General features: G+C 70.3%; 25 protein-coding genes and 1 rRNA gene. 10 read left to right on the top strand and 16 right to left on the bottom strand.

Translation table 11 applies throughout. The features are described 5' to 3' along the window. Positions 1 to 73: ribosomal RNA gene (gene rrf, locus AC0ZLC_RS25530) — 5S ribosomal RNA — on the top strand; the annotation flags it as partial. Positions 74 to 176: 103 nt separating this feature from the next. Continuing rightward, a complete protein-coding gene (locus tag AC0ZLC_RS25535) occupies positions 177 to 728 on the top strand; it encodes a GNAT family N-acetyltransferase (RefSeq protein ID WP_476754302.1) in 552 nt (183 codons plus the stop codon). Between the two features lie 37 nt (positions 729 to 765). Here the strand turns inward: AC0ZLC_RS25535 and AC0ZLC_RS25540 are convergent, their stop codons facing one another. The 9 genes from AC0ZLC_RS25540 to AC0ZLC_RS25580 form a co-directional block, all read right to left on the bottom strand. Continuing rightward, complete coding sequence (locus AC0ZLC_RS25540; protein WP_476754303.1) at positions 766 to 2,271, bottom strand: type IV secretory system conjugative DNA transfer family protein; 1,506 nt, start codon at positions 2,269 to 2,271, stop codon at positions 766 to 768. A 1-nt stretch (position 2,272) separates the two neighbouring features. Further along, positions 2,273 to 3,697, bottom strand: a complete 1,425-nt coding sequence (locus AC0ZLC_RS25545) for an ATP-binding protein (RefSeq protein ID WP_476754304.1) — start codon at positions 3,695 to 3,697, stop codon at positions 2,273 to 2,275. 14 nt (positions 3,698 to 3,711) lie between these two features. Then, positions 3,712 to 5,253 (bottom strand): SCO6880 family protein, encoded by a 1,542-nt coding sequence (locus AC0ZLC_RS25550; protein WP_476754417.1) that lies wholly within the window; start codon positions 5,251 to 5,253, stop codon positions 3,712 to 3,714. 14 nt (positions 5,254 to 5,267) lie between these two features. Continuing rightward, positions 5,268 to 6,593 (bottom strand): hypothetical protein, encoded by a 1,326-nt coding sequence (locus AC0ZLC_RS25555; RefSeq protein WP_476754305.1) that lies wholly within the window; start codon positions 6,591 to 6,593, stop codon positions 5,268 to 5,270. Further along, positions 6,583 to 7,431 carry a DUF8175 domain-containg protein gene (locus tag AC0ZLC_RS25560; RefSeq protein ID WP_476754306.1) on the bottom strand — a complete coding sequence of 283 codons (849 nt, stop codon included), beginning with the start codon at positions 7,429 to 7,431 and terminating at the stop codon, positions 6,583 to 6,585. The genes AC0ZLC_RS25555 and AC0ZLC_RS25560 overlap by 11 nt, the downstream gene beginning before the upstream one ends. Before the next feature lie 184 nt (positions 7,432 to 7,615). Then, positions 7,616 to 7,924, bottom strand: coding sequence for a hypothetical protein (locus AC0ZLC_RS25565; RefSeq protein ID WP_099503752.1), 309 nt, complete (start codon positions 7,922 to 7,924; stop codon positions 7,616 to 7,618). A 418-nt stretch (positions 7,925 to 8,342) separates the two neighbouring features. Next, complete coding sequence (gene bla, locus AC0ZLC_RS25570; protein WP_476754418.1) at positions 8,343 to 9,245, bottom strand: class A beta-lactamase; 903 nt, start codon at positions 9,243 to 9,245, stop codon at positions 8,343 to 8,345. Next, positions 9,239 to 9,610 carry a DUF397 domain-containing protein gene (locus AC0ZLC_RS25575; protein WP_476754307.1) on the bottom strand — a complete coding sequence of 124 codons (372 nt, stop codon included), beginning with the start codon at positions 9,608 to 9,610 and terminating at the stop codon, positions 9,239 to 9,241. The genes bla and AC0ZLC_RS25575 overlap by 7 nt, the downstream gene beginning before the upstream one ends. A 10-nt stretch (positions 9,611 to 9,620) precedes the next feature. Beyond that, positions 9,621 to 10,472 (bottom strand): helix-turn-helix domain-containing protein, encoded by an 852-nt coding sequence (locus tag AC0ZLC_RS25580; RefSeq protein WP_476754308.1) that lies wholly within the window; start codon positions 10,470 to 10,472, stop codon positions 9,621 to 9,623. A 200-nt stretch (positions 10,473 to 10,672) separates the two neighbouring features. Here AC0ZLC_RS25580 and AC0ZLC_RS25585 point away from each other — a divergent pair, with 200 nt between their 5' ends. The 4 genes from AC0ZLC_RS25585 to AC0ZLC_RS25600 all read left to right on the top strand — a co-directional run bounded on the left by AC0ZLC_RS25585 (position 10,673) and on the right by AC0ZLC_RS25600 (position 14,129). Continuing rightward, positions 10,673 to 11,119, top strand: a complete 447-nt coding sequence (locus tag AC0ZLC_RS25585) for an ATP-binding protein (RefSeq protein WP_476754309.1) — start codon at positions 10,673 to 10,675, stop codon at positions 11,117 to 11,119. 90 nt (positions 11,120 to 11,209) lie between these two features. Further along, positions 11,210 to 11,974 (top strand): trypsin-like serine peptidase, encoded by a 765-nt coding sequence (locus AC0ZLC_RS25590; RefSeq protein ID WP_476754310.1) that lies wholly within the window; start codon positions 11,210 to 11,212, stop codon positions 11,972 to 11,974. 217 nt (positions 11,975 to 12,191) lie between these two features. Next, positions 12,192 to 13,199, top strand: coding sequence for a bifunctional lytic transglycosylase/C40 family peptidase (locus AC0ZLC_RS25595; RefSeq protein WP_476754311.1), 1,008 nt, complete (start codon positions 12,192 to 12,194; stop codon positions 13,197 to 13,199). Between the two features lie 225 nt (positions 13,200 to 13,424). Beyond that, a complete protein-coding gene (locus tag AC0ZLC_RS25600; protein WP_476754312.1) occupies positions 13,425 to 14,129 on the top strand; it encodes a phosphatase PAP2 family protein in 705 nt (234 codons plus the stop codon). A gap of 28 nt (positions 14,130 to 14,157) precedes the next feature. Here AC0ZLC_RS25600 and AC0ZLC_RS25605 read toward each other — a convergent pair whose 3' ends face one another. Both AC0ZLC_RS25605 and AC0ZLC_RS25610 read right to left on the bottom strand, forming a co-directional pair. Continuing rightward, the gene (locus AC0ZLC_RS25605; RefSeq protein ID WP_476754313.1) at positions 14,158 to 15,729 is read right to left on the bottom strand and encodes an FAD-binding oxidoreductase; all 1,572 of its coding nucleotides are present in this window, start codon (positions 15,727 to 15,729) and stop codon (positions 14,158 to 14,160) included. Between the two features lie 232 nt (positions 15,730 to 15,961). Then, entirely contained in the window at positions 15,962 to 16,129 is a 168-nt protein-coding gene (locus tag AC0ZLC_RS25610; protein ID WP_476754314.1) for a hypothetical protein, read from the bottom strand. Between the two features lie 119 nt (positions 16,130 to 16,248). Between AC0ZLC_RS25610 and AC0ZLC_RS25615 the strand changes: the two genes are divergently transcribed. Further along, positions 16,249 to 17,091, top strand: coding sequence for an SCO4651 family lipoprotein (locus AC0ZLC_RS25615; RefSeq protein ID WP_476754315.1), 843 nt, complete (start codon positions 16,249 to 16,251; stop codon positions 17,089 to 17,091). Between the two features lie 119 nt (positions 17,092 to 17,210). Beyond that, entirely contained in the window at positions 17,211 to 17,399 is a 189-nt protein-coding gene (locus tag AC0ZLC_RS25620; RefSeq protein ID WP_476754316.1) for a hypothetical protein, read from the top strand. Positions 17,400 to 17,468: 69 nt separating this feature from the next. Here AC0ZLC_RS25620 and AC0ZLC_RS25625 read toward each other — a convergent pair whose 3' ends face one another. Further along, positions 17,469 to 17,825, bottom strand: a complete 357-nt coding sequence (locus AC0ZLC_RS25625; protein WP_476754317.1) for a metal-sensitive transcriptional regulator — start codon at positions 17,823 to 17,825, stop codon at positions 17,469 to 17,471. A gap of 237 nt (positions 17,826 to 18,062) precedes the next feature. On the opposite strand from AC0ZLC_RS25625, the gene AC0ZLC_RS25630 reads away from it, so the two are divergent. Together AC0ZLC_RS25630 and AC0ZLC_RS25635 are read left to right on the top strand one after the other, a co-directional pair. After that, positions 18,063 to 18,683: a DUF47 domain-containing protein gene (locus AC0ZLC_RS25630; protein ID WP_358854558.1), complete on the top strand. Its 621-nt coding sequence runs from the start codon at positions 18,063 to 18,065 to the stop codon at positions 18,681 to 18,683. A gap of 7 nt (positions 18,684 to 18,690) precedes the next feature. Beyond that, positions 18,691 to 19,689, top strand: coding sequence for an inorganic phosphate transporter (locus tag AC0ZLC_RS25635; protein WP_476754318.1), 999 nt, complete (start codon positions 18,691 to 18,693; stop codon positions 19,687 to 19,689). A gap of 184 nt (positions 19,690 to 19,873) precedes the next feature. On the opposite strand, the gene pstB is transcribed toward AC0ZLC_RS25635, so the two are convergent. The 4 genes from pstB to pstS form a co-directional block, all read right to left on the bottom strand. Continuing rightward, positions 19,874 to 20,650 carry a phosphate ABC transporter ATP-binding protein PstB gene (gene pstB / locus AC0ZLC_RS25640; RefSeq protein ID WP_476754319.1) on the bottom strand — a complete coding sequence of 259 codons (777 nt, stop codon included), beginning with the start codon at positions 20,648 to 20,650 and terminating at the stop codon, positions 19,874 to 19,876. A gap of 45 nt (positions 20,651 to 20,695) precedes the next feature. Continuing rightward, the gene (pstA, locus tag AC0ZLC_RS25645) at positions 20,696 to 21,760 is read right to left on the bottom strand and encodes a phosphate ABC transporter permease PstA (protein ID WP_476754320.1); all 1,065 of its coding nucleotides are present in this window, start codon (positions 21,758 to 21,760) and stop codon (positions 20,696 to 20,698) included. Next, complete coding sequence (gene pstC, locus AC0ZLC_RS25650) at positions 21,757 to 22,764, bottom strand: phosphate ABC transporter permease subunit PstC (RefSeq protein ID WP_476754321.1); 1,008 nt, start codon at positions 22,762 to 22,764, stop codon at positions 21,757 to 21,759. Before pstC ends, pstA begins: the two co-directional genes overlap by 4 nt. Positions 22,765 to 22,864: 100 nt before the next feature. Next, a complete protein-coding gene (gene pstS / locus AC0ZLC_RS25655; RefSeq protein ID WP_476754322.1) occupies positions 22,865 to 23,995 on the bottom strand; it encodes a phosphate ABC transporter substrate-binding protein PstS in 1,131 nt (376 codons plus the stop codon). Positions 23,996 to 24,346 lie beyond the last annotated feature (351 nt).

The raw sequence follows: 24,346 nt of genomic DNA on the forward strand, positions 1-24,346 counted from the left end.
CCCGGAAGCTAAGCCTTACAGCGCCGATGGTACTGCAGGGGGGACCCTGTGGGAGAGTAGGACGCCGCCGAACAACTTTTGGAGAAAACCCCCGTACCGGGATACCGGTACGGGGGTTTTCTGCGTTGTGCGGAAATCGTTTCCCGTTCCGGGGCGTCGGCATTACGGTGACCCGCATGAACCACGTGATCCGGCCCATCCGTGCGGATGAGTGGCGTGCCGTGAAGGCGCTCCGGCTCGTCGCCCTCCAGGACCCCGTTGCCTCCATCGCGTTCCTGGAGACGTACGAGGACGCCGTGGCGCGGCCCGACTCGTACTGGCAGGAGCGGGCGGCCGGCGCCGCCGAAGGGACGATGGAACGGCAGCAGTTCGTCGCGGAAGGGCCGGACGGTCAGTGGGCCGGCTCTGTCACCGTGCTCGTCGAACAGGCCGGGACGCGTGATCCCTTCGGGGGGCCGGTCGAGCGGGCCCAGGGGCACGTGGTCGGGGTGTTCGTGCGGACCGGCCAGCGCGGGAACGGGCTGATCGGCGCGCTGCTCGACGCGGCCCTGGAATGGTCCTGGGGACTCGGCCTGGAGCGCGTACGGCTCTTCGTCCACGAGCGGAACTCCCGCGCCGAGGCCGCCTACCGCAAGGCCGGGTTCGCGCCGACCGGAGTGAGCGCGACCATGCCCGGGAGCACCGATGAGCCGGAGCTGGAGCTGGAGTTCGCGGTCGAGCGTCCCTGACGGCCCCGGCGGCGTCGCCGCCGTCCGGAGGATGGCCTCAGACCGGCAGGTCGTACTGCGGCCAGCGCGCGCGGCTCTGCTCCTGGGAGCGCAGAAGCGCCAGGGTGGGCAGGCCCCGGTCCGCTCCGCCGGTCAGCAGCTCCGGGAGCTGGGGGAGCGGGGCGACCGCGGCCACGTCGTCCAGGACGAGCGAGAATGGTGGGTCGAGGCGACCGGAGGATGACCGTTCGGCCATGCGCCGGCCGCGCTCGACCACGCTCGAGGCGAGGGCCGTCAGGAGCGGCATCGCGCCGGGATTCGCCTTGGGGTCCTCGATGGGTTCACCGACCACATAAAGCGTGCCCCCTTCGTTGACGAAGGAATCCAAGGTGAGCGCATCAGTTCGGTTGGGAGTGCAGGACTCGCGGACGTTCACCGTGAAGAGCGAGGACAGCGCGCGTGCGGTCAACTCCTGCGCGATGTCGCGGCGTTCGGGGTGCGAGGTGAGCGCCGCCTCCAGCTCGCCCGCGGAGCCTCCCGCGGCCTTCGGGTTCGTACGGAGAGTTCGTACGGCGTCCTGGACCTGGCTGCCCTGTGCCCAGCGGTGGACGTGACGCAGAGCCCTGCCCTCCACCGCGGCGGCGTGCAGATAGCTCCGCAGAAGGATTTCCGCGACGTCCGCCATCGCCTGGTCCACCATCGCGCCCGGGCGTACCGGGGCGAGGAGGGCGGCGGCTCTCGCCGTGGCCGTGGCCCGGTCCTCGCAGCCGGCGACGGGGGACCAGTGGAGGCGGGCCGGGGTGTCGCACAGGTGTGCGGGGTCGTAGAGAAGGACGGGGCCGAGTTTGGCGCGGGCGTCCTTGGTCTCCGACCAGACGGCCGGGTTGGAGGTGACGACCAGGGCCGGGCCCTCCGCGTCTCGGACCGCCTGGACGGCGAGGGGGTGACGGGTGGCCGGGGGGCCCAGGACCACGGGGGCGCGCTGGAGCGGAACCAACGGGGGCTGGGGGGCCCAGGCCACGGGTCCTGCTGTCTCTTGTGGCTGCGGCTCCGCCCGGGGGATTGCCCGCCCGCCCGCCCGTTCGGTCTGTTCAAGCGGCTGCGCCGCCACCGTTGAGGGGTCTTCCCGCCCGCTTACCCGTTCGGTCCGTTCAAGCGGCTGCGCCGCCGCCGTCACAGCGGCGTGCTCTGCCCTCCGGGTTGTTCTGCCCGCTCTCCAGCGGGCCACCGTGCTTATGACGAAGACGGTCAGCACCAGCAGGATCATCAGCTGGCCGATGAACAGGCCCCAGACGAGGCCGTAGCCGGAGAGACCGTCGGCGGGGGTGTCGGGCCAGGCGCCCGGGATGTCGTGGGGCCGTGCGACCAGGCGGCGCATGGCCAGCGGCGTACGGCCGAAGGTGACACCCTCCGGCCAGCTGCCGTGGGCGAACAGACCGGCGAGGCCCGTGGCCGTCCACACCATCAGCGTCATGCCGAGCAGGAACGCGAGCAGCCCGACCAGCAGGCCGTCCGGGATGCCTCCGTCGGGCTCCGGGCGGCGCGCGTTCTCGTCCCGTCCCATGTCAGGCCACCGTGGACTCGGACGAGTCGTCGAGGTCGTTCAGGTGCTGCTCCATGAAGGCCGCCGCCCGCTCCTCCGCCTCCCGTTCCGCGGCGCGCAACGCGTCGTGGGCGAGGTGGTCCTCGGACGACTCGGTCATCGCGCGGTCCGTGAAGACGAGCGGCCGCTCGGTCTCCGTGATCAGGTGCTTGACCACCTGGACGTTGCCGTTCACGTCCCAGACGGCGATGCCGGGTGTCAGGCTCGGGATGATCTCGACCGCCCACCGGGGCAGCCCGAGGACCCGGCCCGTCATCCGGGCCTCGTCCGCCTTCTGGGCGTAGATGGTCCGGGTCGAGGCCATCTTCAGGATCGCCGCGGCCTCCTTGGCCGCCGCGCCGTCCACCACGTCGGACAGGTGGTGGACCACCGCCACGAAGGACAGGCCCAGTCGGCGGCCGAACTTCAGCAGGCGCTGGAAGAGCTGCGCGACGAATGGGCTGTTGATGATGTGCCAGGCCTCTTCGACCAGGAAGATGCGCTTCTTGCGGTCCGGCCGGATCCACGTGTGCTCCAGCCACACACCCACGATGGCCATCAGGATCGGCATCGCGATGGAGTTCCGGTCGATGTGGGACAGGTCGAAGACGATGAGCGGGGCATCGAGGTCGATGCCGACCGTCGTCGGACCGTCGAACATGCCCCGCAGGTCACCGTCGACCAGCCGGTCCAGGACCAGGGCGACGTCGAGACCCCAGGCGCGTACGTCGTCTATGGCGACGTTCATCGCCTCGGCCGACTCCGGCTCGGGGTGGCGCAGCTGCTCGACGATGTCGGTGAGCACCGGCTGGCGCTCGACGATCGTCTCGTTCACATAGGCGTGTGCGACCTTCAGCGCGAAGCCGGACCGTTCGTCGAGGCTGTGGCCCATCGCGACCTCGATGATCGTCCGGAGCAGCGCGAGCTGCCCGGTCGTCGTGATCGCCGGGTCGAGCGGGTTGAGCCGGATGCCCATGTCCAGGGCGGCCGTCGGGTCGAGGCGGATGGGGGTTATGCCCAGCTCCTCGGCGATGAGGTTCCACTCGCCGACGCCGTCCTCACCCTGGGCGTCGAGGACGACGACCTGCCGGTCGCGGAACCGCAACTGGCGCATGACGTACGTCTTCTCGAGCGCCGACTTGCCGTTTCCGGACTCGCCGAGCACCAGCCAGTGCGGGGCCGGGAGCTGCTGCCCGTACAGCTGGAAGGGGTCGTAGATGTAGCCCTTGCCGGAGTACACCTCGCGGCCGATGATCACACCGGAGTCGCCGAGTCCGGGTGCGGCGGTCGGCAGGTAGACCGCCTGGGCCTGGCCCGTCGACGTACGTACCGGGAGGCGGGTCGTCTCGACCTTGCCGAAGAGGAAGGACGTGAAGGCGTCCGTGAGGACGGAGAGCGGATCCCGCATCAGTGCATCAGCCCCTACCTGCGGATTCCGGTGGCGAACGGCAGTGTGTTCACGAAGGCGCGGTGGTGCTCGCGGTCGCACCACTCCAGCTTGAGGTACGACTTGCCGGCCGAGGCGCGGATCGTCCGCTTGTCGCGGGCGAGCGCCTCGGGGTTGCGCGAGGAGACGGTGATGTAGCCGACGAGGTTCACGCCGGCGGCACCGCTCGCGAGGTCCTCGCCGCGCTGGTCGAGCCGGTTGTGGGAGGCGATGTCCCGCGGGTCCACGGTCCGGTTCATCTTGGCGGCGCGGCTGGCCTCGGCCTGGTCGTTCGTCTTCTCGGTCAGCATGCGCTCGATGGCGACCTCGGTGGGTTCGAGGTCCATCGTGACGGCCACGGTCCGGATGACGTCCGGGGTGTGGACCAGCAGCGGGGCGAGGAAGTTGACGCCGACCGGGGTCATCGGCCACTCCTTCACCCAGGCCGTGGCATGGCACCAGGGGGCGCGGGTGGAGGACTCGCGGGTCTTCGCCTGTAGGTAGGTCGGCTCCATCGCGTCCAGCTCGGCCGGCCAGGCGTTGCGCTTGGTCATCGCCTGGATGTGGTCGATCGGGTGGTCCGGGTCGTACATGGAGTGCAGGAGCGAAGCGAGGCGGCCCTGTCCGAGCGGCTGCCGTACGCGGATGTCGGCCTCCTGGAGCCGGGAGCAGATGTCGGTCAGCTCACGTGCCATGACGACGGCGAGCCCCGCGTCCCGGTCGAGTTTGCGGCCGCCCTGCGGCCGGGCGGCCCGCGCCATGGCCTGGGCCTCGGCGGCCAGCTCGCGGGAGTAGTGCATGCAGGCGACCAGGTACGCGCGGTGCTGCTCGCTGCTGGTGGACACCATCGACTGGAGCTGGTCGTACGACTGCTGGAGCCAGCCGGGGGCCCGGTCGTCACCGCGGGTGGCGACGTCCTTGGCGTGGGCGTCGGGGTCGGCGGGGAGGGTGCGGGCGAGCATCTGGATCCGGGTGACGAAGCCGTCGCCGTTCGCGACGTGCTTGAGCAGGGTCCCGAAGCGGTCGACGAGGGCTTCCTGGTCCTCGCTGTCCCGCAGGCCGACGCCCGGGCCCTCGATCTCGATCGCGGCCGTGACCGTACGGCGGTCGGCGTGCAGGAGTACGGCGATCTCGTCCGGTCCGAAGGGGGCGGCGAGCCAGTTGATCCGGCCGATGCCGGGCGGAGGGCCGACCTCGACCTCACGCCCGTCGATGTGGGTGCCGGCCTCCATCACGTGGGACCGGTAGGCGGTCCCACGGCGCAGCGACCGCTTGTAGCTCCGGTTGATCTCGAACCACTTGTAGAACGTCCGCCGCTTGTACGGGACGTACACCGCGGCGAGCGCCAGCAGCGGGAAGCCCATCAGGAGCACGATGCGCAGGGAGAGGACGGGGACGAGGAGCCCGCACATCATGCCCAGGAACGCGCCCACGATGATGAGCGCGATCTCGCCCGACTCGCGGTTCCGCCCGACGATCGCGTTCGGCCGGGCGCGGCCGATCAGATATGTACGGCGGGGCGTGACCGGATGGGACATGTGGGACTCGGTCGTCAACGCCCTTCACCTCCCGTGCGGTTGGTACTGCTGTTGCGGGTGTTGCCGGCGTGCGGGGTGTTGGCCGGGCTGGTGCGCGGCGGGGGTGCGGCGGAGGGGACGGATCCGCCGCCGCCCGACGGCGTACGGGTGCTGTGCGCGGCCATACCGCCGCTCGCCTGGTTGGCGGGCCGGGCGGCGGACGACTGGCCGCCGCCTCCGCCCCCGCCGCCGTTGTCGGCGCGTGTGCTGTGGGTCTTGATGCCCTGGGCGACGAGCGTGGCCGGGGAGCTCATCACGGCCGCGGCCTTGCCTTCGGCGCCCTGCATGATGCGGTTGTTGCGGGAGTTCGCGATCTCGTCGCCGAAGCCGGGGACGAAGCGGTAGATCATGCCGCTGGCGAAGATGGCGAGCAGGATGATGGCGAGGCCGGAGACGATCGCGGCGACCGAGTCGGGGCCGTTGTCGGAGGCGAGGGCGCCGGCGAGGCCGAGGACGATCACGATCACCGGCTTGACGAGGATGACCGCGATCATCACTCCCGCCCAGCGGCGGACGTGTCCCCAGAGGTTCTTGTCGACGAGGCCCGCGTAGACGACGACGCCGAGCAGGGCGCCGACGTACAGCAGGACCGCCCGGAGGTACAGCTCCAGGTAGAGGACTCCGGCGGCGACGATGGAGACCAGGGACACCAGCATCAGCATGATGGGGCCGCCGCCGACGTCGTCGCCCTTGTCCAGGGCCTCGGAGAAGGTGCCGAAGAACGCGTCCGTCTGATTGCCCGTCGCCTTCGCCAGGACCTCGCTGACGCCGTCCGTCGCAGAGACGACGGTGTAGAGGATCAGCGGGGTGAAGGCCGACGCCAGCACCGTCAGCCAGAGGAAGCCGACCGCCTCCGACAGGGCGGTGGTGAGCGGGACACCCCGCACCGCCCGCTTCGCGACCGCGAGCAGCCACAGCAGGAGGGTGAGGATCGTCGACGCCGCGAACACGACGGCGTACTGCTGGAGGAACTTGGGGTTCGTGTAGTCGACGTTCGCCGTTTCCTTCACGGCGTCCGACAGCTTGTCGACGGTCCAGGAAGCGGCGTCGGCGCAGCCCTTGGCCAGGGAGGAGAGGGGGTCGAGGGTGGTGGTGAGATCGTTCGGCTCACTGCTCGGGGCCCGCCGGGCATTGCTGCCTCGCTCGCAGTACTGCTTGGCGGGGCCGACGATGAGGTCGCACTTGTCGTCCGACGGCTTCGGGGTGGGAGCGGCAACCGCCCGGGTGGCAACCAGGACGACGGTCGTCTGGAGGGCCGTGATGACGGCGGCGAGCTTGAGTACGCGCGGGCTACCGGGCATAGGTGAAGCCTCCGTACTCCTCCACGGCTTTTGACATCTGGTCGGACGGGGAGACCTTGTTGTCGCCGTTGACCGGCGCCGGGCCTTCCTTCTGGGAGAAGCTGTCGACCTTCCAGTCGGTGTCCGCCCAGCGGAGGTGCAGCGTCATGGTGAACCAGTCGCTGCTGACCGGGTTGGTCGAATCGGCGCCCGCCGTGCCGAACACGCCTGTGCACCAAACCTCGACGGTCGCCGTGGTGTCCGAGTAGCTGGTGGGCCTGGTGCCGATCGGCATCGTCCGCGAGACGTAGGTGTGGCCCGCCGTCGCGTTGCCGTTCGCGTCCAGGCCAACCTTGGTCAGGAAGTCCTTGTCGTACGCCTTGTTGAATTTGTCCTCGAGGGACGCCACCTTGCCGGCGACGAAGACCTGCCGGACGATTTCGCCCCGTCGGGCGGGTTTGAGGATGTCGGCCGACACCAGGACTACCGCGTAGTTCGCCGCGGCGGACTCGGCGCCCTGCCGGTCGTGGGCGAAGCCCGAAGGGATCGCGCCCGTTTTCGCCCGGACCGGGCGTTCTCCGGACGGTGCCGTCGGCGCGGACTCCGCCTTGTCGCCGCCGTCCACCCCCGCAGAGGCATCGTCCTCGCCGCGGTTCGCGAAGGCGATCGCCGCGATCAGCAGGACGACGACACCGACGACGGTGATCAGGCTGCGGGACGAGGACCGGCCCCGCCGGGCACCGCCGTAGACGTCACCGCCCCGGTCCGGCAGCCGCGTGCGGGTCTGCCCCGACCCGCCGTACCCGCCGTCGTCACCGCGCGAAGTGTCACCGTAACCATGATCGTCACCGAGACTCATACCGCGCACGCCCCCTCGACCTCGTACCGAAACGCCTCGTACCGAAACGCGTGACAGTACGACGGTAGCCGTGCTGGTTCCCGCGCGGGCGCGGTGTGGTGACTCGACATCAGGGAAACGCAACCTCAGCCGGTGGGCACGACGGACAGGTGGGTCGGGGGGCACCGGGCGTGCCCGGCCGGGCCTAGACAGCCATGCCGTACACGATGGTGAAGAGCGTGCCGAGGGAGCCGATGATGAAGACCCCGGTCAGGCCCGCGATGATGAGGCCCTTGCCCTGTTCGGCGCTGAAGGTGTCGCGCAGCGCCGTTGCGCCGATGCGCTGCTTCGCGGCACCCCAGATCGCGATGCCGAGGCACAGCAGGATGGCGACCGCCATCACGACCTCGATCATCACCTTCGCCTCGTTGCCCAGGCTGCCGAAGGGCCCCCAGTCCGGAGCGATCCCGCCGATGATCGTGGTGATGTCGCCCTTTTCGGCTGCGAAAAGCATGTAAGTCACCGCCCCTTGTGGGTAGTTCTCCACCCCCTGCCACTGCGCGCAGGGGTCAGCTCATTCTCGCCGACAAAGACGCTGTCGTATGTCGACTTGACGTCATTGGTTGGCGGGTTTCGTGTCAATCCCTTGCCGCCGCCCCGCGGGGCACCCTCTCGGGAGCGCGGGACGGGTGGGCGAGGGGTCGTATGGTCACTCTGTGTATCACGGCAGGTCACGCCGGGCAATGAAGGCGAACCGGAACCTGTCGTGTGGTTCTGTCGTTAACCCCTTTTATGCCTCGGTTGCCCTTCCGGGCGGTCCTCGGCGCGGACGGAACCGGCCCGTCCCGTTCCGGGCGGTGTCTGTCCGATACAGAGGTTATCTCCGTACCCGGGACCGGACGACCCGGGTACGGAGCCCGCTTGACGCCGGCTCAGGTCACGGCGTCCGCCAGGACCGACGCCGTCCTCGCGACCAGCGCGTCGTCGGGGGTGGCGTCCCGGTCGGGTTTCGTGGTGAGGACGGCGAGGACGACCGGGTCGCCGTCCTCGGTCCAGGCGATGCCCACGTCGTTCGCGGTGCCGTACGAGCCGGTGCCGGTCTTGTCCGCGATCGACCAGGTGTCGGGCAGGCCCTCGTGGAAGCGCTTGGCGCTGGTGGTGTTGCCGAGCAGCCAGGCCGTCAGCCGCGCGCGGTCCCCGTCGTCCAGGGCTGTGCCCAGCGTGAGACGGGCGTACGTACGGGCGACGGCCGCCGGCGTCGTCGTGTCCTGCCGCTGCCACGGCTCCGCCGAGTTCAGCTCCGGTTCCCAGCGGTCCAGGCGGGTCCTCGGGTCCCCGACCGAGCGGCAGAAGCGGGTGACGGCCGTGGGGCCGCCGAGTTCCCGCAGGAGCAAATTGGCGGCCAGGTTGTCGCTGTAGCGGATCGCCGCGTCGGACAGCTCGGCGATCGTCATGCCGGCGGCCACGTTCTCCGGCTTGCCGGTGATCGCTCCGCCGCCGGCGGCTTTGACGTCCGCCGCCGTGTAGTGCAGGCGCCTGGCCAGCGTCTCGCCGTCCCTGTCCAGGTCCCGCAGCACGGCGGCGACGGCAAGGGTCTTGAACACCGAGCACATGGGGAAGCGCTCCCCGGCCCGGTGGCTCACCGTCCTCCCGGTGCCCAGGTGGTGCGCGTACGCGCCCACTCTCGCGCCGTGCCGGTCCTCCAGCTCCCGCAGGCGGCCGCGGGCGTCCCGCGTACGGGTGTCCGCGCGCGCGGGGCCCGCGGTCAGTGCGAGGGCGGCCGTGGACGCGGCCGTGGTGAGCAGTGTGCGGCGGGTCGTCGTCGAACTTAAGATCGCTCTTCCTCCTGTACCTGCGCGAAGTGGTCGAACTCGCCTGCCCGTACGCCCCGTACGAACGCGTCCCACTTCTCCTGAGTGGTAGTGACGACCGTCCTGGGGTCACCGGTTTCACACAGGTGTACGAGACCGGTGTCCCCGGTGGTCAGGCGGATCCCGGAGCCGGTGCTCACGGCCGCGCCGGGGGACTTGAGGGCCCGGAGGAAGGCGCCGAAGGTGTCGGGGGCGGCGGTGAGTATCGCGCCGGTGGGGTCACCGCTCTCGGTGAGACGGATCGTTCCGGCGACCGTGTCACCGGCCACGTGGACGCAGGAGTTGCCTTCGGCGCAGTAGGACGACTTCTGCCAGGTGAGCGCGGACATCGGGGCCTCCTCAAAGGTCCTTGGCGATGGTGTGGATGAAGGTCTGCGACTTCTCGGTGCTGAGGGCGGCGGACTCCATGCGGTCCAGCAGCACGCGGTACTTGCGCAGCTGGGCCTCGGCATCCAGGAACACCGGGCCGTGCGACTGATCGAGGTTCACCGTGTCCAGCTGCGGCACGGGTCCCTCCACGTAGTAGATCGACTGGCCGGAGCCCGGAAGGGCGCCGGTCTCGAACGGGATCACCTGGATCTCCACGTGCTCCCGCTCGTTCATGTCCAACAGGTACTTCAGCTGCGCGCGGGTGACGTCCGCGCCGCCGAACCTCATCCGCAGAGCTGCCTCATGGACGAAGATCTGATGCGGTGTCGGAGGGTCACGGAAGAGGATGGCCTGTCGCTTGAGCCGGAACGAGACCCGGTGCTCGATGTCGGGCTGCGGCAGTTCGGGTACGGCCTGGCGGAAGATCTCGCGGGCGTACTCCGTGGTCTGTACGAGGCCGGGGATGTGGATCGTGACGGCACTGCGCAGTCGGGTGGCGTGGTGCTCCAGCTCGGCAAGGTCCAGCAGCCCGGCGGGCAGGATCTCGCGGTACTCCTCCCACCAGCCCCGCCTCCGTTCACCGGTCATGCCTGCGATGGCCTCGATGAGGGTTTTGTCCGAGCAGTCGTAGTGACAGGCCAGGGTGCGTACGCGCTCGGCGCTGACCCCGAGGCGACCCGTCTCCATGTTGCTGACCTGCGCCTGCTTCATGCCGAGCAGCTGGGCGGCGCCGGTCGAGGTCAGGCCCGCCTGCTCGCGGAGTTTGCGCAGTTCCGCGCCGAAGCGGAGTTGGCGCCCTGTCGGGTTGTTTCTCACGGGCATCCCCGCCGCTCCTCCGCAGCTTTGTCACCCACACGGATGATTGCTTTTAGTATCGCCCTGAAACGGGTCAAGAATATATCCAGCACCGCTACTGTGAAGCGCAGGCGCCTCGCCCCAGAAGCACCCCGCTCGACGGAGCGGCATGGTCACTGGGCAACGTAACCAAACCACCCAACTCCCCTCCGAACCGGGAGACTTCCATGGCAACCGTATCCCCGTCCTGGGACTACACCCTGCACCTTCCGCACGATCCCCGTGCCCCCGGCGTCGCCCGCGCCACCCTGCGCACCGTGCTGGCCGCCCACGAGTTCACCGAGCTGACGCCCACCGCCGAACTGCTCGCCGCCGAGCTGCTCACCAACGCGCATCTGCACACGCGCGGCCCGTACGCGCTCCGGGTGCGGTCGGCAGGGCCTGACCGGCTGGTGGTGGCGGTCTGGGACACCGACCCGCGGGTCCCGGCCGGGTTCCGGGCGGACGTCCCCGCCGACGTGCCCCCGGACGACGCGGAGAGCGGCCGGGGCCTGCACCTCGTGCGGGCCTGCGCGGACGCGTGGGGGGTGTCCGTGCTGCGGGAGCTGGGCGCGTCGAAGGGCGGGAAACTGCTGTGGGCGGAGTGCGCGCGGGCGGGCCTGTCAGGGGCGTGAGGCGCCAAGGGGGCTTACCCGGGCCGCACGGGCCTTTGCCGGCCGGGTCCCGGAGATTTTTCCGGGGCCGTGGGTCACAGTGGACGGGTGATGCGGCGCACCACTCGTCCCGGGAGACCACGGCGGCACACCCTGTCCGCCGTGGTCATGCTGCTGGCCGCCACGACCTCCTCGGTGGCGGCGGCCGACGACGGGACCGGACCGCTCGGGGTGACCGCGGAGGCCGCCAGGGGCCTGCCGAGCGCCCGCGTGGGCGCCCTCTTCGGCGCCTCCGGCGATCTCGTGGGCGGGCACTTCTGCACGGCGTCCGTGGTGCACAGCACGGGACGGAACCTGATCGTCACCGCCGCGCACTGCCTGGACGGCGGCGGGGCGTTCCGGTTCGTGCCCGGCTACCGGGACGGCAGGGCGCCGTACGGCATCTGGAGGGTGGCGAGGACGTACGTCTCCGAGGCCTGGCGACGGGACCGGGACGAGGACGGCGACCTCGCCTTCGCCGTCGTCGACGACCTGGCGGCCGGGCCGGCCCTGGAGGACGTCGTCGGCGGCAACTCCCTGGCCACCGGGCAGGCCACCGGGGCGACGGCCGTGACGGTCACCGGATATCCCAGGTCCCGTGAGGTGCCGATCACGTGCACCAACAGGCCGACAGCGCACAGCGCCACCCAGCAGCGCATCGCGTGCCCCGCCTTCACCGGCGGCACGAGCGGCAGCCCCTGGGTGAACGGGGACGGGCAGGTCGTCGGCGTCATCGGCGGCCACGAGGAGGGCGGCGACACGGCCGACGTCTCCTACAGCGCGGTCCTCGGCGAGGAAGCCGCCGCGCTCCACCGCAGGGCCACCGCCGAGGAGTGACCCCCGGGGGTTCGTCGCGGTGAACCGGCTTCGGCCATCGGCGGCCTCGGGCGGTTTTGGCGCGTAACCGTCTTGTGCGGCGCGGGGGTTGCTCCCGGCGGGCTGCGGGCGCCGCGCACCGGTCGCCACGTGCGGCTTCTTCTTGCGCGTGATCATCCCGCCGCGACGGGGCCGCCTCTACACTGACGTCGGCGGACTCCTTTGCGGTGAGGGGCGGTTGACGGTGCGTAAGGCGTTGGTCCTGGCGACCGCTGCCGCGGGGGCGGGACTGGGCTTCGTGATGCTGCTCGTCGTCGGCGTCTACATGGTCGCCGGCAACCTCACCAACGGCGTCGCCGGCGGCTCGGTCGGACTGGCCAAGGGCGCCGTGCCGGCCGCGTACCAGCCGCTCGTCAAGAAGTGGGGCAACCTCTGCGGAGCGATCAACCCCGCGCTGCTGGCCGCCCAGCTGTACCAGGAGAGCGGCTTCAACCCGCGGGCGAAGAGCCCGGCCGCCGCCCAGGGGATAGCGCAGTTCATCCCCGGTACCTGGGCCACGCACGGGATCGACGGCGACGGGGACGGCGACCGGGACGTCTGGGACCCGAACGACGCCATCCCGTCGGCGGCCTCGTACGACTGCCAGCTCGCCTCGTACGTGAAGGACGCTCCGGGGAACCAGACCGAGAACATGCTCGCCGCCTACAACGCGGGCGCGTACGCGGTCATCAAGTACGGAGGCGTCCCGCCGTACAGGGAGACCCAGAACTACGTGAAGACGATCACCACGCTGCAGAAGAGCTTCGCGGCGCCGGTCACCCGGGTGGATCCCTCCAAGCAGGCCGCCGGGGCCATCTACTACGCGCAGAAGAAGCTCGGCACGCCCTATCTGTGGGGTGGCACCGGCACCGCCGACCAGGGCGGACGCTTCGACTGCTCGGGGCTGACGAAGGCCGCGTACGAGAGCGTGGGCGTCACGCTGCCCCGCGTCGCCAACGACCAGTACAACGCCGGGCCGCACCCCAGCCGCGACGAGCTGCTGCCGGGCGACCTGGTCTTCTTCTCGGACGACCTGACCAATTCGCGGGCCATCCGGCACGTGGGCATCTACGTCGGCGGCGGCTACATGATCGACGCGCCGAGGACGGGTGCCGTGATCCGCTTCGACCCCGTCGACACGCCGGACTACTTCGGGGCGACGCGGGTGACCGAGGATGGCGCGAAAGCACTCCCCACGACGGTCTGAAGCCCGCCGGAAACCGCCCCCTGAGCTGCGGTGATGGATCTCTCTTCGATAACGTCTGCGTGATCATTCGGTGGAGGGTGGAACGTAGTGAAGGGGAGTGTGCGTTCCTGTTAGACGTAGCCCGGGCCAGGCAAGCGGAACGCGGTTCTACGTCCACGGGGGTGGCACTGAGCGGCGCACGAGCGTGTGCGGTCGCGGTAAAGACGACGAAGGGGCCGCAGCGCAATGGCTGGACTCGCCGATTCCGGTTCGAACCCCGACGTCAGCCTGCTCTACGACATCAATGGCCTGGCCAAGGACGCCCCGCACTGGTTCGACCGCGGCATGGAGTTCGTGGGTGAGTACGGGCTCCTGCTCGCCATGGTGCTGCTCGTGCTGTGGTGCTGGTGGACGGTGCGGCGGCGCGGCGGGGAGAACGTGGCGCCGTCCGTGGCCGCGCTCGTCTGGGCGCCGCTCGCGGCGGGCATCGCCGTCCTGGTGAACGTGCCGATACGCGGTTTCGTCGAGCGCCCCCGGCCCTTCGTCGACCACCGGGGCCTGGAGGTCCTGGTCTCCGGCAAGAACGACTTCTCGTTCGTCAGCGACCACGCCACGCTCACGATGGCGATGGGCGTCGGGCTGTTCGTCGCGAACCGCAGGTTCGGGCTCGCCGGCATCGGGCTCGCGCTCCTCGAAGGCTTCTGCCGGGTCTACATGGGCGTGCACTACCCGACGGACGTCGTCGGCGGCTTCGCGCTCGGCACCGCGGTCGTCCTGCTGCTCTCGCCGCTCGCCATGGCCCTGCTGACGCCCCTCGTCCGGGCGGTGGAGCGGTCCCCGCGGGCCGGCCGGCTGGTCCGGGCACGCGGCGCGCTCTCCGCGGAGCAGGACGCGCTCCTCCCCGGGACGGCCGTCACCGAGCGGCCCGAGGACCGGGACCTGGCGGCCTGAGCGCCGGTGGCCCCGGCCGGGGCAGCCCTCAGAGAGCCTGCGGGAAGGTGAAGAAGCGGTCGGGGTCGTACTGCTTCTTCACCGCCGTGAGTCGGGTGGCCGCGTCGCCGTAGTACGCCTTGCGCCAGTTCGTGAGGGTCGGGTCGGTGTAGTTCTGGTAGGCGGCGCCCGAGGCGTGCCGCGCCATCGCCCGGTGAGCGGTGTCCAGCCACGCCTGGGCGGTGGTGCCGGAGGTGCCCGCCCGCCACGAGGCGATGTACTGGGCGAGCATCCGGGAGCGGCGGTGGACGAAGGCCGTCGCGGTGGGCGAGACACGGTTCACGGCTCCGCCGAGCGCGGTGAACGCGATGCTGCCGGAGCCGCCGCGCACGCCCGACACCTGGTTCAGGAGCGCCTGGATCCCCGCCGGGGACACCGAGCGGTCGAAGAAGTCCGAGCGGGCCGCGTAGGTCTCCCGGCCGAGGGCGCCCTGCGGGCTGCGGCCCGGGGTCGAGCCCGGCAGATGGCACATGGCGTCCTCGGCGTACGCCGAGCAGCCCGCGTACACCTCCATCGACTCCTCGTACGAGCGCCTCTTGAGGGACACGCTGCGGGCGGGCGCGCCGATCCTGTCGGCCAGCCGGTCCACGGCGTTCTGCAGCTCGCCGTACGTGCCCAGGGAGAACGCGGAGACGGAGACCGTGGGGGTGCCGCCCGCCGCGCTCGCGAGGTGGCACGAGGACCAGATCTCGTCCGCCTGGGCCGGCCCCCACTCCTGCCAGGCCTTCACCACGGCGGCGGCCCGCGACCACGGCCAGGACATGTACGCCGTCACGGCCCGGGGCGCCGGGTGCGTCGTGAAGCGCAGCTCGGTGACGACGCCGAAGTTGCCGTTGCCCGCGCCGCGCAGGGCCCAGAAGAGGTCCTTGTGCTCCGTCGCGTTCACGGTGAGCCGCTTGCCGTCGGCCGTGATCAGGGTCGCCCCGGTGAGGCTGTCGCACGTCAGGCCGTACGCCCGGGAGACGACGCCGTGGCCGCCGCCGAGGGTGAGGCCCGAGACGCCGACGGTCGGGCAGGAACCGGCGGGGATCGTGACCCCCTTCGCGGCGAGCGCGCGGTACACGTCGATCAGCTTGGCACCGGCACCGACGACGGCCTCGCCGCCCGAGGCCCGGATCCGGCTCAGCCGCGAGACGTCGAGGACGAGCCGGCCGTTGCCGGAGGACCAGCCGGCGTAGGAGTGGCCGCCGTTGCGGATCGACACCTTGACGCCGTGGGCGCTGGCGTAGGAGAGGGCGGTGCGGATGTCGTCGGTGTGGGCCGCGTACGCGACGGCGGCGGGCTTCAGGGAGTCGAAGCGGGTGTTGTAGAGCTGGTGGGCGGTCGGCCAGGAGCCGTCGCCCGGGCGTATCAGGGGGCCGTCGAGGTCCCGGGCCAGGGCGGTCCAGTCGGCCGCCGTGGCGGCCGCGGCGCGGGTGGCCGTGGTGGGGGAGGCGGCGCCGGCCGGGGGAGTGGCCTTCGCGGTGCCGCCCGCCGGTGCGCCCTCGTCGCCGTTGCAGGCGGTGGTGGCCGTGGCCGTGAGTGCGGCGGTGGCTCCGCCTATGAACGTGCGCCGGTGCATGTGTGCCTCCCGTTGGCCGTTGGCTCCCGTGGGACGAGACGGGGTGGCGGATCCGGGGGTTCCCTCCAGGACGGTACGGGTGCCGCCGCGAGGTGTTTTCGCCCCCTCCGCCCCTTCCCGTCCCGTCCCGGGGGCTCCGGCCCGCCCCGGGGCCCCGTGCCGCGCTGCGCGCTCGTCCTCGAACGCCGGACGGGGTGCATACGTCTCGGCCGGGCTGAGACGTCCCGCCGGGCTAGAAGGGGTCTTCCGCGTGCGTCTGCGCGTCGGTTCTCGCCAGGCTGCGGGCTCTTCTTGCCGGGCCGCGCCAGCCGCAGGTGCAACGGGCCAGGCAGAAGGGGCCCTGTTCGATCGTCGTCGTGCGGTGTTCCGAGGGAGTGTCCGTCTCGCTCTGCTGCGCCACGCGACAACGTTACCCAAGGCAAGTGAACGGCTGGAGTACGCGTGACGGGGACTGGTACCGGTCGTTAACCGGCACAGGGGGCCCGTGGACGGACGGACCGGCTTGGGGGTAGGCAGGCGATGGTGGAGCGGGAGCACAGGCGGACCCGACCGGCGCTCGTCGCCGCCCTGGCCGCGCTGGGGATCGCGGTCTGCGGTACGGGGTGTTCGGGCGGCGGAGCGGCGGCGGAGGACGGGCGCGCCGGCGCCGACGCCGTGCGGGTGCTGCACCGGTCGGCCGCCGCGCTGGTGCGGGCGGGCAGCTCCAAGACCCGTACGTCCATGCAGATGGCCACCGGCGGCACCCGCGTCACCATCCGCGGCGAGGGGGTGTACGACTTCGAAGGGCGCCTGGGGCGGCTGAAGGTGATGCTCCCCCAGGACCCGGCGGGGACCGTCCGGCACCGGCCCATCACCGAACTCCTCGCTCCGGGAGCCCTGTTCATGAAGAACCGGGGTGCCGGAGTGCCCGCCGACAAGTGGGTGCGCGTGGACACGGCCACCCTCTCCGACGGGAATCTGGTGACGGGCGGCGCCACCGACCCGTTCGCCGCCGCCGAGTTGCTGCGCGGGACGCGTACGGCGAGGTACGTCGGGGAGACCGAGGTCGCCGGGACCAGGGTCCGGCACTACCGCGGCACCGCCGACCTGGGTGTCGCCGCGAGAGGCGCCTCCGACGGGCACCGGCAGGCGCTGGCGGCGGCGGCGAAGGGGTTCGCCACGGTCGAGGTCCCGTTCGACGCCTACCTCGACGAGCAGGGCCGCGTCCGCAAGGTCCGGCACCGGTTCAGTTTCGTCAACGGCGTGCGCAAGGACGCGGTGGCGGTCGCCTCGACGACCCTGCTGTACGACTTCGGGGTCCCCGTCGACGTACGGCTTCCCGGGGCGGCCGACATCTTCGCCGGCAAGATCGCCGAGCCGTAGGACGCCGTGCCTGGGCGGGAAAGGCCGGAATGTGCGGGGCCGGAAATGGTCCGTTGGTGCCATGCGCGTCGCGTAGGCCGCTCCCTACTCTAGGAAGCCGGTGACGGCGGGAAGAGGTGGTGTACGTGGCTCCGGTCGGCGGTACGGCGGTTCAGGACCACGTGGCCCTCGCCGAGATCGAGCTGTGCGGTGACCTGATCATCGCCGCGTCCGCCGCCGGGGAGGACCGGCTCAGCCTGGAGAGCATCGACGAGGTGCTGAAGGTGGCGGAGGAACGCGTCCGCGGCAGAGGGGCGCGCTCCTCCTAGGCCTGTCCGGCGGCGATGTCCGCTCTCGGTGCCGATGTCCGCCGTGGCGCCTGCCCGGCGCCCGCGCGCTCAGGTGCGCAGCAGGCGGCCGATGGCCTTCGTGGCCTCCGCCACCTTCGCGTCGATCTCGGAGCCGCCCTTGACGGCCGCGTCCGCGACGCAGTGGCGCAGGTGCTCCTCGAGGAGCTGGAGCGCGAAGGACTGAAGGGCCTTGGTGGAGGCGGAGACCTGGGTGAGTATGTCGATGCAGTAGACGTCCTCGTCGACCATGCGCTGAAGGCCGCGGATCTGGCCCTCGATCCGGCGCAGCCGCTTGAGGTGCTCGTCCTTCTGCTTGTGGTACCCGTGCACACCCCGGTCGTGGTCCGTCACGGTCTCCCGCGGCTGGCCGGAGGGCGCCGTCGCGCCGGCCTCGGTGGTCGTCATCGCGTCCTCCTGCTGCTCCGGCGGCAAACCTGTCTGGTTCGCCGCTTACATATACCCCTGGTGGGTATATGGTATCGAACTTCACCGGGTATGTGGCCCTTGCCCGGCGCCGGGACCGGGACCCCGTGCCGAGCACTGTGCATGATGGGCGACACTGGGGGACGGCCGGTTAGCCGTGGCCGGATGATGCGCCTAGCATCAGCCTGACCGAAACAAAAGGACCCCGAGGACCCCACCGTGCGCTTTCGTCTGACCCCCAGGGAGACGAGCTTCTACGACATGTTCGCCGCGTCCGCGGACAACATCGTCACTGGCTCGAAGCTCCTCATGGAACTGCTCGGGGCGGACTCCTCCGCCAGGGCCGAGATCGCAGAGCGTATGCGGGCCGCGGAACACGCCGGTGACGACGCCACGCACGCGATCTTCCACCAGCTGAACTCCTCGTTCATCACGCCCTTCGACCGCGAGGACATCTACAACCTCGCCTCGTCCCTCGACGACATCATGGACTTCATGGAGGAGGCCGTCGACCTGGTCGTGCTGTACCAGGTCGAGGAACTCCCCAAGGGTGTGGAGCAGCAGATCGAGGTGCTGGCCCGCGCGGCGGAGCTGACCGCCGAGGCCATGCCGCACCTGCGGACCATGGACAACCTGACCGAGTACTGGATCGAGGTCAACCGCCTCGAGAACCAGGCCGACCAGATCCACCGCAAGCTGCTCGCCCAGCTCTTCAACGGCAAGTACGAGGCCATCGAGGTGCTGAAGCTGAAGCAGATCGTGGACGTGCTGGAGGAGGCGGCGGACGCGTTCGAGCACGTGGCGAACACGGTCGAGACCATCGCCGTCAAGGAGTCCTGACCTCTTCATGGACACCTTCGCACTGATCGTGACCATCGGGGTCGCGCTCGGATTCACGTACACGAACGGCTTCCACGACTCGGCGAACGCCATCGCCACGTCGGTGTCGACGCGGGCGCTGACCCCGCGGGCGGCGCTCGCCATGGCCGCGGTGATGAACCTCGCGGGCGCGTTCCTCGGCAGCGGGGTCGCCAAGACGGTCAGTGAGGGGCTGATCCAGACCCCCGAGGGCTCGAAGGGGATGGGCATCCTCTTCGCGGCACTCATAGGCGCGATCACCTGGAACCTGATCACCTGGTACTTCGGTCTGCCGTCGTCGTCCTCGCACGCGCTGTTCGGCGGCATGGTCGGCGCGGCACTGGCCGGCGGCACGGAGGTCTACTGGCACGGCGTGGTCGACAAGGTCATCATCCCGATGTTCGTGTCGCCGGTGGTCGGCCTGGTCGCCGGTTACCTGGTGATGACCGCGATCATGTGGATGTTCCGCCGGTCCAACCCGCACAAGGCCAAGCGCGGTTTCCGGATCGCGCAGACCGTGTCGGCGGCCGGTATGGCGCTCGGTCACGGTCTTCAGGACGCGCAGAAGACGATGGGCATCGTGGTGATGGCGCTGGTCATCGCCGACGTGCAGGGGCCGGGGGATCCGATCCCGGTCTGGGTGAAGATCGTCTGTGCGGCGATGCTGTCGCTCGGCACGTACGCCGGCGGGTGGCGCATCATGCGGACGCTGGGGCGGAAGATCATCGAACTGGACCCGCCGCAGGGGTTCGCCGCGGAGACGACCGGTGCGTCGATCATGTTCGCGTCGGCCTACCTCTTCAAGGCGCCGATCTCCACGACGCACGTCATCACGTCCGCGATCATGGGTGTCGGTGCCACCAAGCGCGTCAACGCGGTGCGGTGGGGTGTCGCCAAGAACATCATCCTGGGGTGGTTCATCACCATGCCGGCGGCCGGGGCCGTGGCCGCGGTGAGCTTCTGGATCGTGAATCTGGCGGTGCTGTAGACCCCCTTCGCGCTGCGCGCTCGTCCTCGGACGCCGGACGGGCCGGAAGGTCCGCGCCGGAGGATCCGCGCCAAACGCGCTGCATGCAGCAAGCGGGCCCTTCCCTGGATCCAGGGAAGGGCCCGCTTTCTTTGGCCTCGCGGTGGCACCGCCATGCAGCACCGCGAGGGGCTGGGGGGGCGGCTCAGCCGAAGCGGCCGGAGATGTAGTCCTCGGTGGCCTGGACGGACGGGTTGGAGAAGATGCGCTCCGTGTCGTCGATCTCGACGAGGTTGCCGGGGCGGCCGACCGCGGCCAGGTTGAAGAAGGCGGTGCGGTCGGAGACGCGGGCGGCCTGCTGCATGTTGTGCGTCACGATGACGATCGTGAAGCGCTCCTTGAGCTCGCCGATCAGGTCCTCGATGGCGAGGGTGGAGATCGGGTCCAGGGCCGAGCAGGGCTCGTCCATCAGCAGGACCTGGGGCTCGACCGCGATGGCGCGGGCGATGCACAGGCGCTGCTGCTGACCGCCGGAGAGGCCGGAGCCGGGCTTGTTCAGGCGGTCCTTGACCTCGTTCCAGAGGTTCGCGCCCCTGAGGGACTTCTCGACGACGTCGTTCAGCTCGGACTTCTTGTACGAGCCGTTCAGGCGCAGGCCCGCCGCCACGTTGTCGAAGATGGACATCGTGGGGAAGGGGTTGGGGCGCTGGAAGACCATGCCTACCGTGCGGCGCACGGCGACCGGGTCGATGCCCTGCCCGTACAGGTCCTCGTCGTCCAGGAGGACCTTGCCCTCGACCCGGCCGCCGGGGGTGACCTCGTGCATCCGGTTCAGGGTGCGCAGGAAGGTCGACTTGCCGCAGCCGGAGGGGCCGATGAACGCCGTCACCGAGCGCGGCTCGACCGTCATCGAGATGTCTTCGATCGCCTTGTGGGCGCCGTAGTAGGCGGTCAGCCCGCTTACGTCGATTCGCTTGGCCATGAGGATCACTGCTTCTTTCGAGGGTTCGGGTCGCTGATGGCCGCGTCAGCGGCCCGTCTTCGGGGCCTTCCAGCGGGCGATGCCGCGGGCCGCGAGGTTCAGGATCATGACGAAGGCGATGAGGGCGAGTGCCGCCGCCCAGGCCCGGTCGTAGGCCGCGCCGGAACCGGCGCTGTTCGCGTACTGCTGGTAGATGTACAGCGGCAGCGAGGCCTGCGGGTCCTGGAAGGGGTTGGTGTTGATGAACCCGGTACCCCATACCAGGAGCAGCACGGGAGCGGTCTCACCGGTGATGCGGGCCACCGCGAGCATCACGCCCGTGATGATGCCGCCGATGGAGGTCGGCAGGACCACCTTGATGATGGTGCGCCACTTCGGGATGCCCAGCGCGAGGGAGGCCTCGCGCAGCTCGTTCGGGACGAGCTTGAGCATCTCCTCCGTGGAGCGGACCACCACGGGCATCATCAGGATGGACAGGGCGAGCGCGCCGGCGAAGCCGGAGTAGCCCATGTCCAGGATCAGGATCCAGAAGCTGAGGACGAAGAGGCCGGCGACGATCGACGGGATGCCCGTCATGACGTCGACGAAGAAGGTGACGGCCTTGGCGAGCCCGCCCCGCCCGTACTCGACCAGGTAGATCGCGGTGAGGACACCGACCGGCACGGCGATCAGGGTGGCGATGCCGACCTGCTCCAGGGTGCCGAGGATGGCGTGGTAGATGCCGCCGCCGGGCTCGGTGTCGGTGACCACACCCATCGAGTGGGTCAGGAAGTAGAGGTCGAAGACCTTGATGCCGCGCTTGGCGGTCTCCCACATCAGGGAGGCCAGCGGGATGACGGCGATCAGGAAGCAGACCCAGACCAGACTGGTGGCGACGCGGTCCTTGGCCTGGCGGCGGCCCTCGACGCGCGCGGCGATGACGTACGTGCCGAGGACGAACAGGAGCGCGGCGATCAGGCCCCACTGGACCCGGCTGTCGAGGCCGCCGGCCAGGCCGATGACCGCGGCGAGGACGACCGAGCCCGCGGCGATTCCCCACGGGGACCACTTCGGCAGCTGCGCGCCGCGCAGGGTGGCCGGGCGCTTGCCGGTGACGGGTGCGTGGCTCATGCGTTGGCCCCCGAGTACTCCTTGCGGCGGTTGATGATCATGCGCGCCGCGCCGTTGACCAGCAGGGTGATGACGAACAGGACCAGACCGGACGCGATCAGCGCGTCCTGTCCGAGTTCGGTGGCCTCGCTGAACTTGCTGGCGATGTTCTGGGCGAAGGTGCCGCCGCCCGGGTCGAGCAGGCTGGCGTCGATGTCGAAGGTCGGGGAGAGGACCGTGGCGACGGCCATCGTCTCGCCGAGCGCGCGGCCGAGGCCGAGCATCGAGGCGGAGATCACGCCGGAGCGGCCGAAGGGCAGCACCGACATGCGGATGACCTCCCAGCGCGTGGCGCCGAGGGCCAGCGCGGCCTCCTCGTGCATCTGCGGGACCTGCCGGAAGACCTCACGGCTCACGTTGGTGATGATCGGCAGAATCATGATCGCGAGCAGGATGCCGACGGTGAGCATCGAGCGCGGGGCGCCGCCCTGCCACTCGAAGACGCCGGTCCAGCCGAAGTAGTGGTCGAGCCAGCCGAAGAGGCCGTTCATGTGCGGCACCAGGACGAGGGCGCCCCACAGGCCGTACACGATGGACGGGACGGCGGCGAGCAGGTCGATCACGTACGCGATGGTCCCGCCGAGCTTGCGCGGCGCGTAGTGCGTGATGAACAGCGCGATGCCGACCGCCACCGGGACCGCGAGGGCCATGGCGATGATCGCCGAGACGACCGTGCCGAAGGCCAGCACCGCGATGCCGAAGACCGGCGGCTGGAGGTTGGTGTTCCACTCGAACGTGGTGAAGAAGTTGCCGTGGTCCTCGCTGATCGCGAGGGACGCGCGGTAGGTGAGGAAGGCCGCGATGGCGGCCATGATCACCAGGAGGAAGATGCCGGACCCGCGGGAGAGACCGAGGAAGATCCGGTCTCCGGGGCGGGTGGCGCCGCGGGCGGCGTTCTTCTGCTCGGCCGCGGAAGGCTGGGGGGCAGGAGGCGGTGCCTCTGCGGTGCGTGTCGATATGTCCATCAGGATTCTCCGGTCTGCGGAGCCGGATCGGGTGGCGGCTCCAGGCGGCGGTGCACCGGACGGTGCGGCCCGCCTCGGGGAGGCGGGCCGCACACTCAGGTCAGCTCAGGCCCGAGATGGTCTCGCGGACCTTCGTGATGATCTCGTCGGGGATCGGCGCGTACTTGGCCTCGGCCAGCTGCTGCTGTCCGGCCTCGCTCGCGACGTAGGTGAGGAAGGACTTGGTGGCGGCCAGGGTGTTGGCCTTGTTGCCCTTCTCGCAGACGATCTCGTACGTGACCAGGGTGAGCGGGTAGGCGCCCTCCTCGGTCGGCTTGTAGTTCAGCTCCAGCGCCAGGTCCTTGCCGGTGCCGGCGACCTTGGCGGTGGCGATGGCCTTGGTGGCGTTCTCCACGGTGGCCTTGACGGGCTCGGCGGCCTCGGTCTTGAGGTCGACGGTGTTGATGCCGTCACCGGCGTAGGAGAGCTCGAAGTACGAGATGGCGCCCTCGGTCTGCTTCACCTGCTGGGCCAGGCCGGAGGAGCCCTGCGCGGACTGGCCGCCCTTGGCCTGCCAGGCCTTGCCGCCCGAGTACTTCCAGTCGGAGGGCGCGACGGCCTTCAGGTACTTGGTGAAGTTGTCCGTGGTGCCGGAGTCGTCCGAGCGGTGGAACGTCTGGATCTTGGTGCTCGGCAGCTTGGCGTCGGCGTTCAGCTTGGCGATCGCCGCGTCGTTCCACTTGGTGATCTTGCCGTCGAAGATCTGGGCGAGCGTGGCGGCGTCCAGGGTCAGGCTGTCGACGCCCGGGACGTTGTAGCCGACCGCGATCGGGCCGCCGACCATCGGCAGGTCGATGGCCGCGTTGTTGTCGCAGGCCTTCTTGGCGGCGGTGACCTCTTCGGGCTTGAGCGGCGAGTCGGAGCCGGCGAAGGCCGTCTGGCCCTGCGTGAACGCCGTGATGCCGGCGCCCGAGCCCGTCGGGTTGTAGTTGATCTGGACGCCCTTGCAGGAGGCCGAGTACGCCTTGATCCAGGCGTCGATCGCGTTCTTCTGCGCGGAGGACCCGGAGGCCTGCAGCTGTCCCTTGGCGTCGTCGCACTTGATGGCGCTGTTGCCGGCCGTGGCCGAGCTGCCGCCGTCACTGCTCTTGCCGGTGTCGTCCGAGCCGCACGCCGTGAGGGCCAGGGCGCCGGAGACGGCGACAGCACCGAGGGAGAGGGCGCGGAGCCGGTTCTTGCGCTGAAGCTTCACTTTCGGGAGTTCCTTCCAATGGCCGCCCACAGATGGCGGCGCGCGAAGTCGGTGTATGCGGGCGCCACATCCAGAAAGGCGTTCCGCACCGGGTAAGGCCGAAATTAGGCAGAACAGGTGAAGCCGCCGACTGGCGTGAGTGAACGGGGGGTGAACCCCTGAGGGCGGTGTGGTGAGGTCACGGAACGCTTACGTCGAGGACACGGGCCGGTTTCGGACAACTCGGGTGACAACGGTCGCCCTGGTAACAGTAGGCATCCGGACGGCGTCGTGCGGGTTTCCACGCACGCCGACGGCCTCGGACACCTCCGAATGCCTGCGGGTGCGTGCCGTACGCGGGGCGGCCGGGTG

This window comes from Streptomyces sp. GLSS-08, from assembly GCF_056387915.1.

Bases quoted from the DNA above. Each gene is read 5' to 3' on its own strand.
- AC0ZLC_RS25535 (WP_476754302.1), top strand. From the start codon at position 177: ATGAACCACGTGATCCGGCCCATCCGTGCGGATGAGTGGCGTGCCGTG.
- AC0ZLC_RS25540 (WP_476754303.1), bottom strand. From the start codon at position 2,271: ATGGGACGGGACGAGAACGCGCGCCGCCCGGAGCCCGACGGAGGCATC.
- AC0ZLC_RS25545 (WP_476754304.1), bottom strand. From the start codon at position 3,697: ATGCGGGATCCGCTCTCCGTCCTCACGGACGCCTTCACGTCCTTCCTC.
- AC0ZLC_RS25550 (WP_476754417.1), bottom strand. From the start codon at position 5,253: ATGTCCCATCCGGTCACGCCCCGCCGTACATATCTGATCGGCCGCGCC.
- AC0ZLC_RS25555 (WP_476754305.1), bottom strand. From the start codon at position 6,593: ATGCCCGGTAGCCCGCGCGTACTCAAGCTCGCCGCCGTCATCACGGCC.
- AC0ZLC_RS25560 (WP_476754306.1), bottom strand. From the start codon at position 7,431: ATGAGTCTCGGTGACGATCATGGTTACGGTGACACTTCGCGCGGTGAC.
- AC0ZLC_RS25565 (WP_099503752.1), bottom strand. From the start codon at position 7,924: ATGCTTTTCGCAGCCGAAAAGGGCGACATCACCACGATCATCGGCGGG.
- AC0ZLC_RS25575 (WP_476754307.1), bottom strand. From the start codon at position 9,610: ATGTCCGCGCTCACCTGGCAGAAGTCGTCCTACTGCGCCGAAGGCAAC.
- AC0ZLC_RS25580 (WP_476754308.1), bottom strand. From the start codon at position 10,472: ATGCCCGTGAGAAACAACCCGACAGGGCGCCAACTCCGCTTCGGCGCG.
- AC0ZLC_RS25585 (WP_476754309.1), top strand. From the start codon at position 10,673: ATGGCAACCGTATCCCCGTCCTGGGACTACACCCTGCACCTTCCGCAC.
- AC0ZLC_RS25590 (WP_476754310.1), top strand. From the start codon at position 11,210: ATGCGGCGCACCACTCGTCCCGGGAGACCACGGCGGCACACCCTGTCC.
- AC0ZLC_RS25600 (WP_476754312.1), top strand. From the start codon at position 13,425: ATGGCTGGACTCGCCGATTCCGGTTCGAACCCCGACGTCAGCCTGCTC.
- AC0ZLC_RS25605 (WP_476754313.1), bottom strand. From the start codon at position 15,729: ATGCACCGGCGCACGTTCATAGGCGGAGCCACCGCCGCACTCACGGCC.
- AC0ZLC_RS25615 (WP_476754315.1), top strand. From the start codon at position 16,249: ATGGTGGAGCGGGAGCACAGGCGGACCCGACCGGCGCTCGTCGCCGCC.
- AC0ZLC_RS25625 (WP_476754317.1), bottom strand. From the start codon at position 17,825: ATGACGACCACCGAGGCCGGCGCGACGGCGCCCTCCGGCCAGCCGCGG.
- AC0ZLC_RS25635 (WP_476754318.1), top strand. From the start codon at position 18,691: ATGGACACCTTCGCACTGATCGTGACCATCGGGGTCGCGCTCGGATTC.
- pstB (WP_476754319.1), bottom strand. From the start codon at position 20,650: ATGGCCAAGCGAATCGACGTAAGCGGGCTGACCGCCTACTACGGCGCC.
- pstA (WP_476754320.1), bottom strand. From the start codon at position 21,760: ATGAGCCACGCACCCGTCACCGGCAAGCGCCCGGCCACCCTGCGCGGC.
- pstC (WP_476754321.1), bottom strand. From the start codon at position 22,764: ATGGACATATCGACACGCACCGCAGAGGCACCGCCTCCTGCCCCCCAG.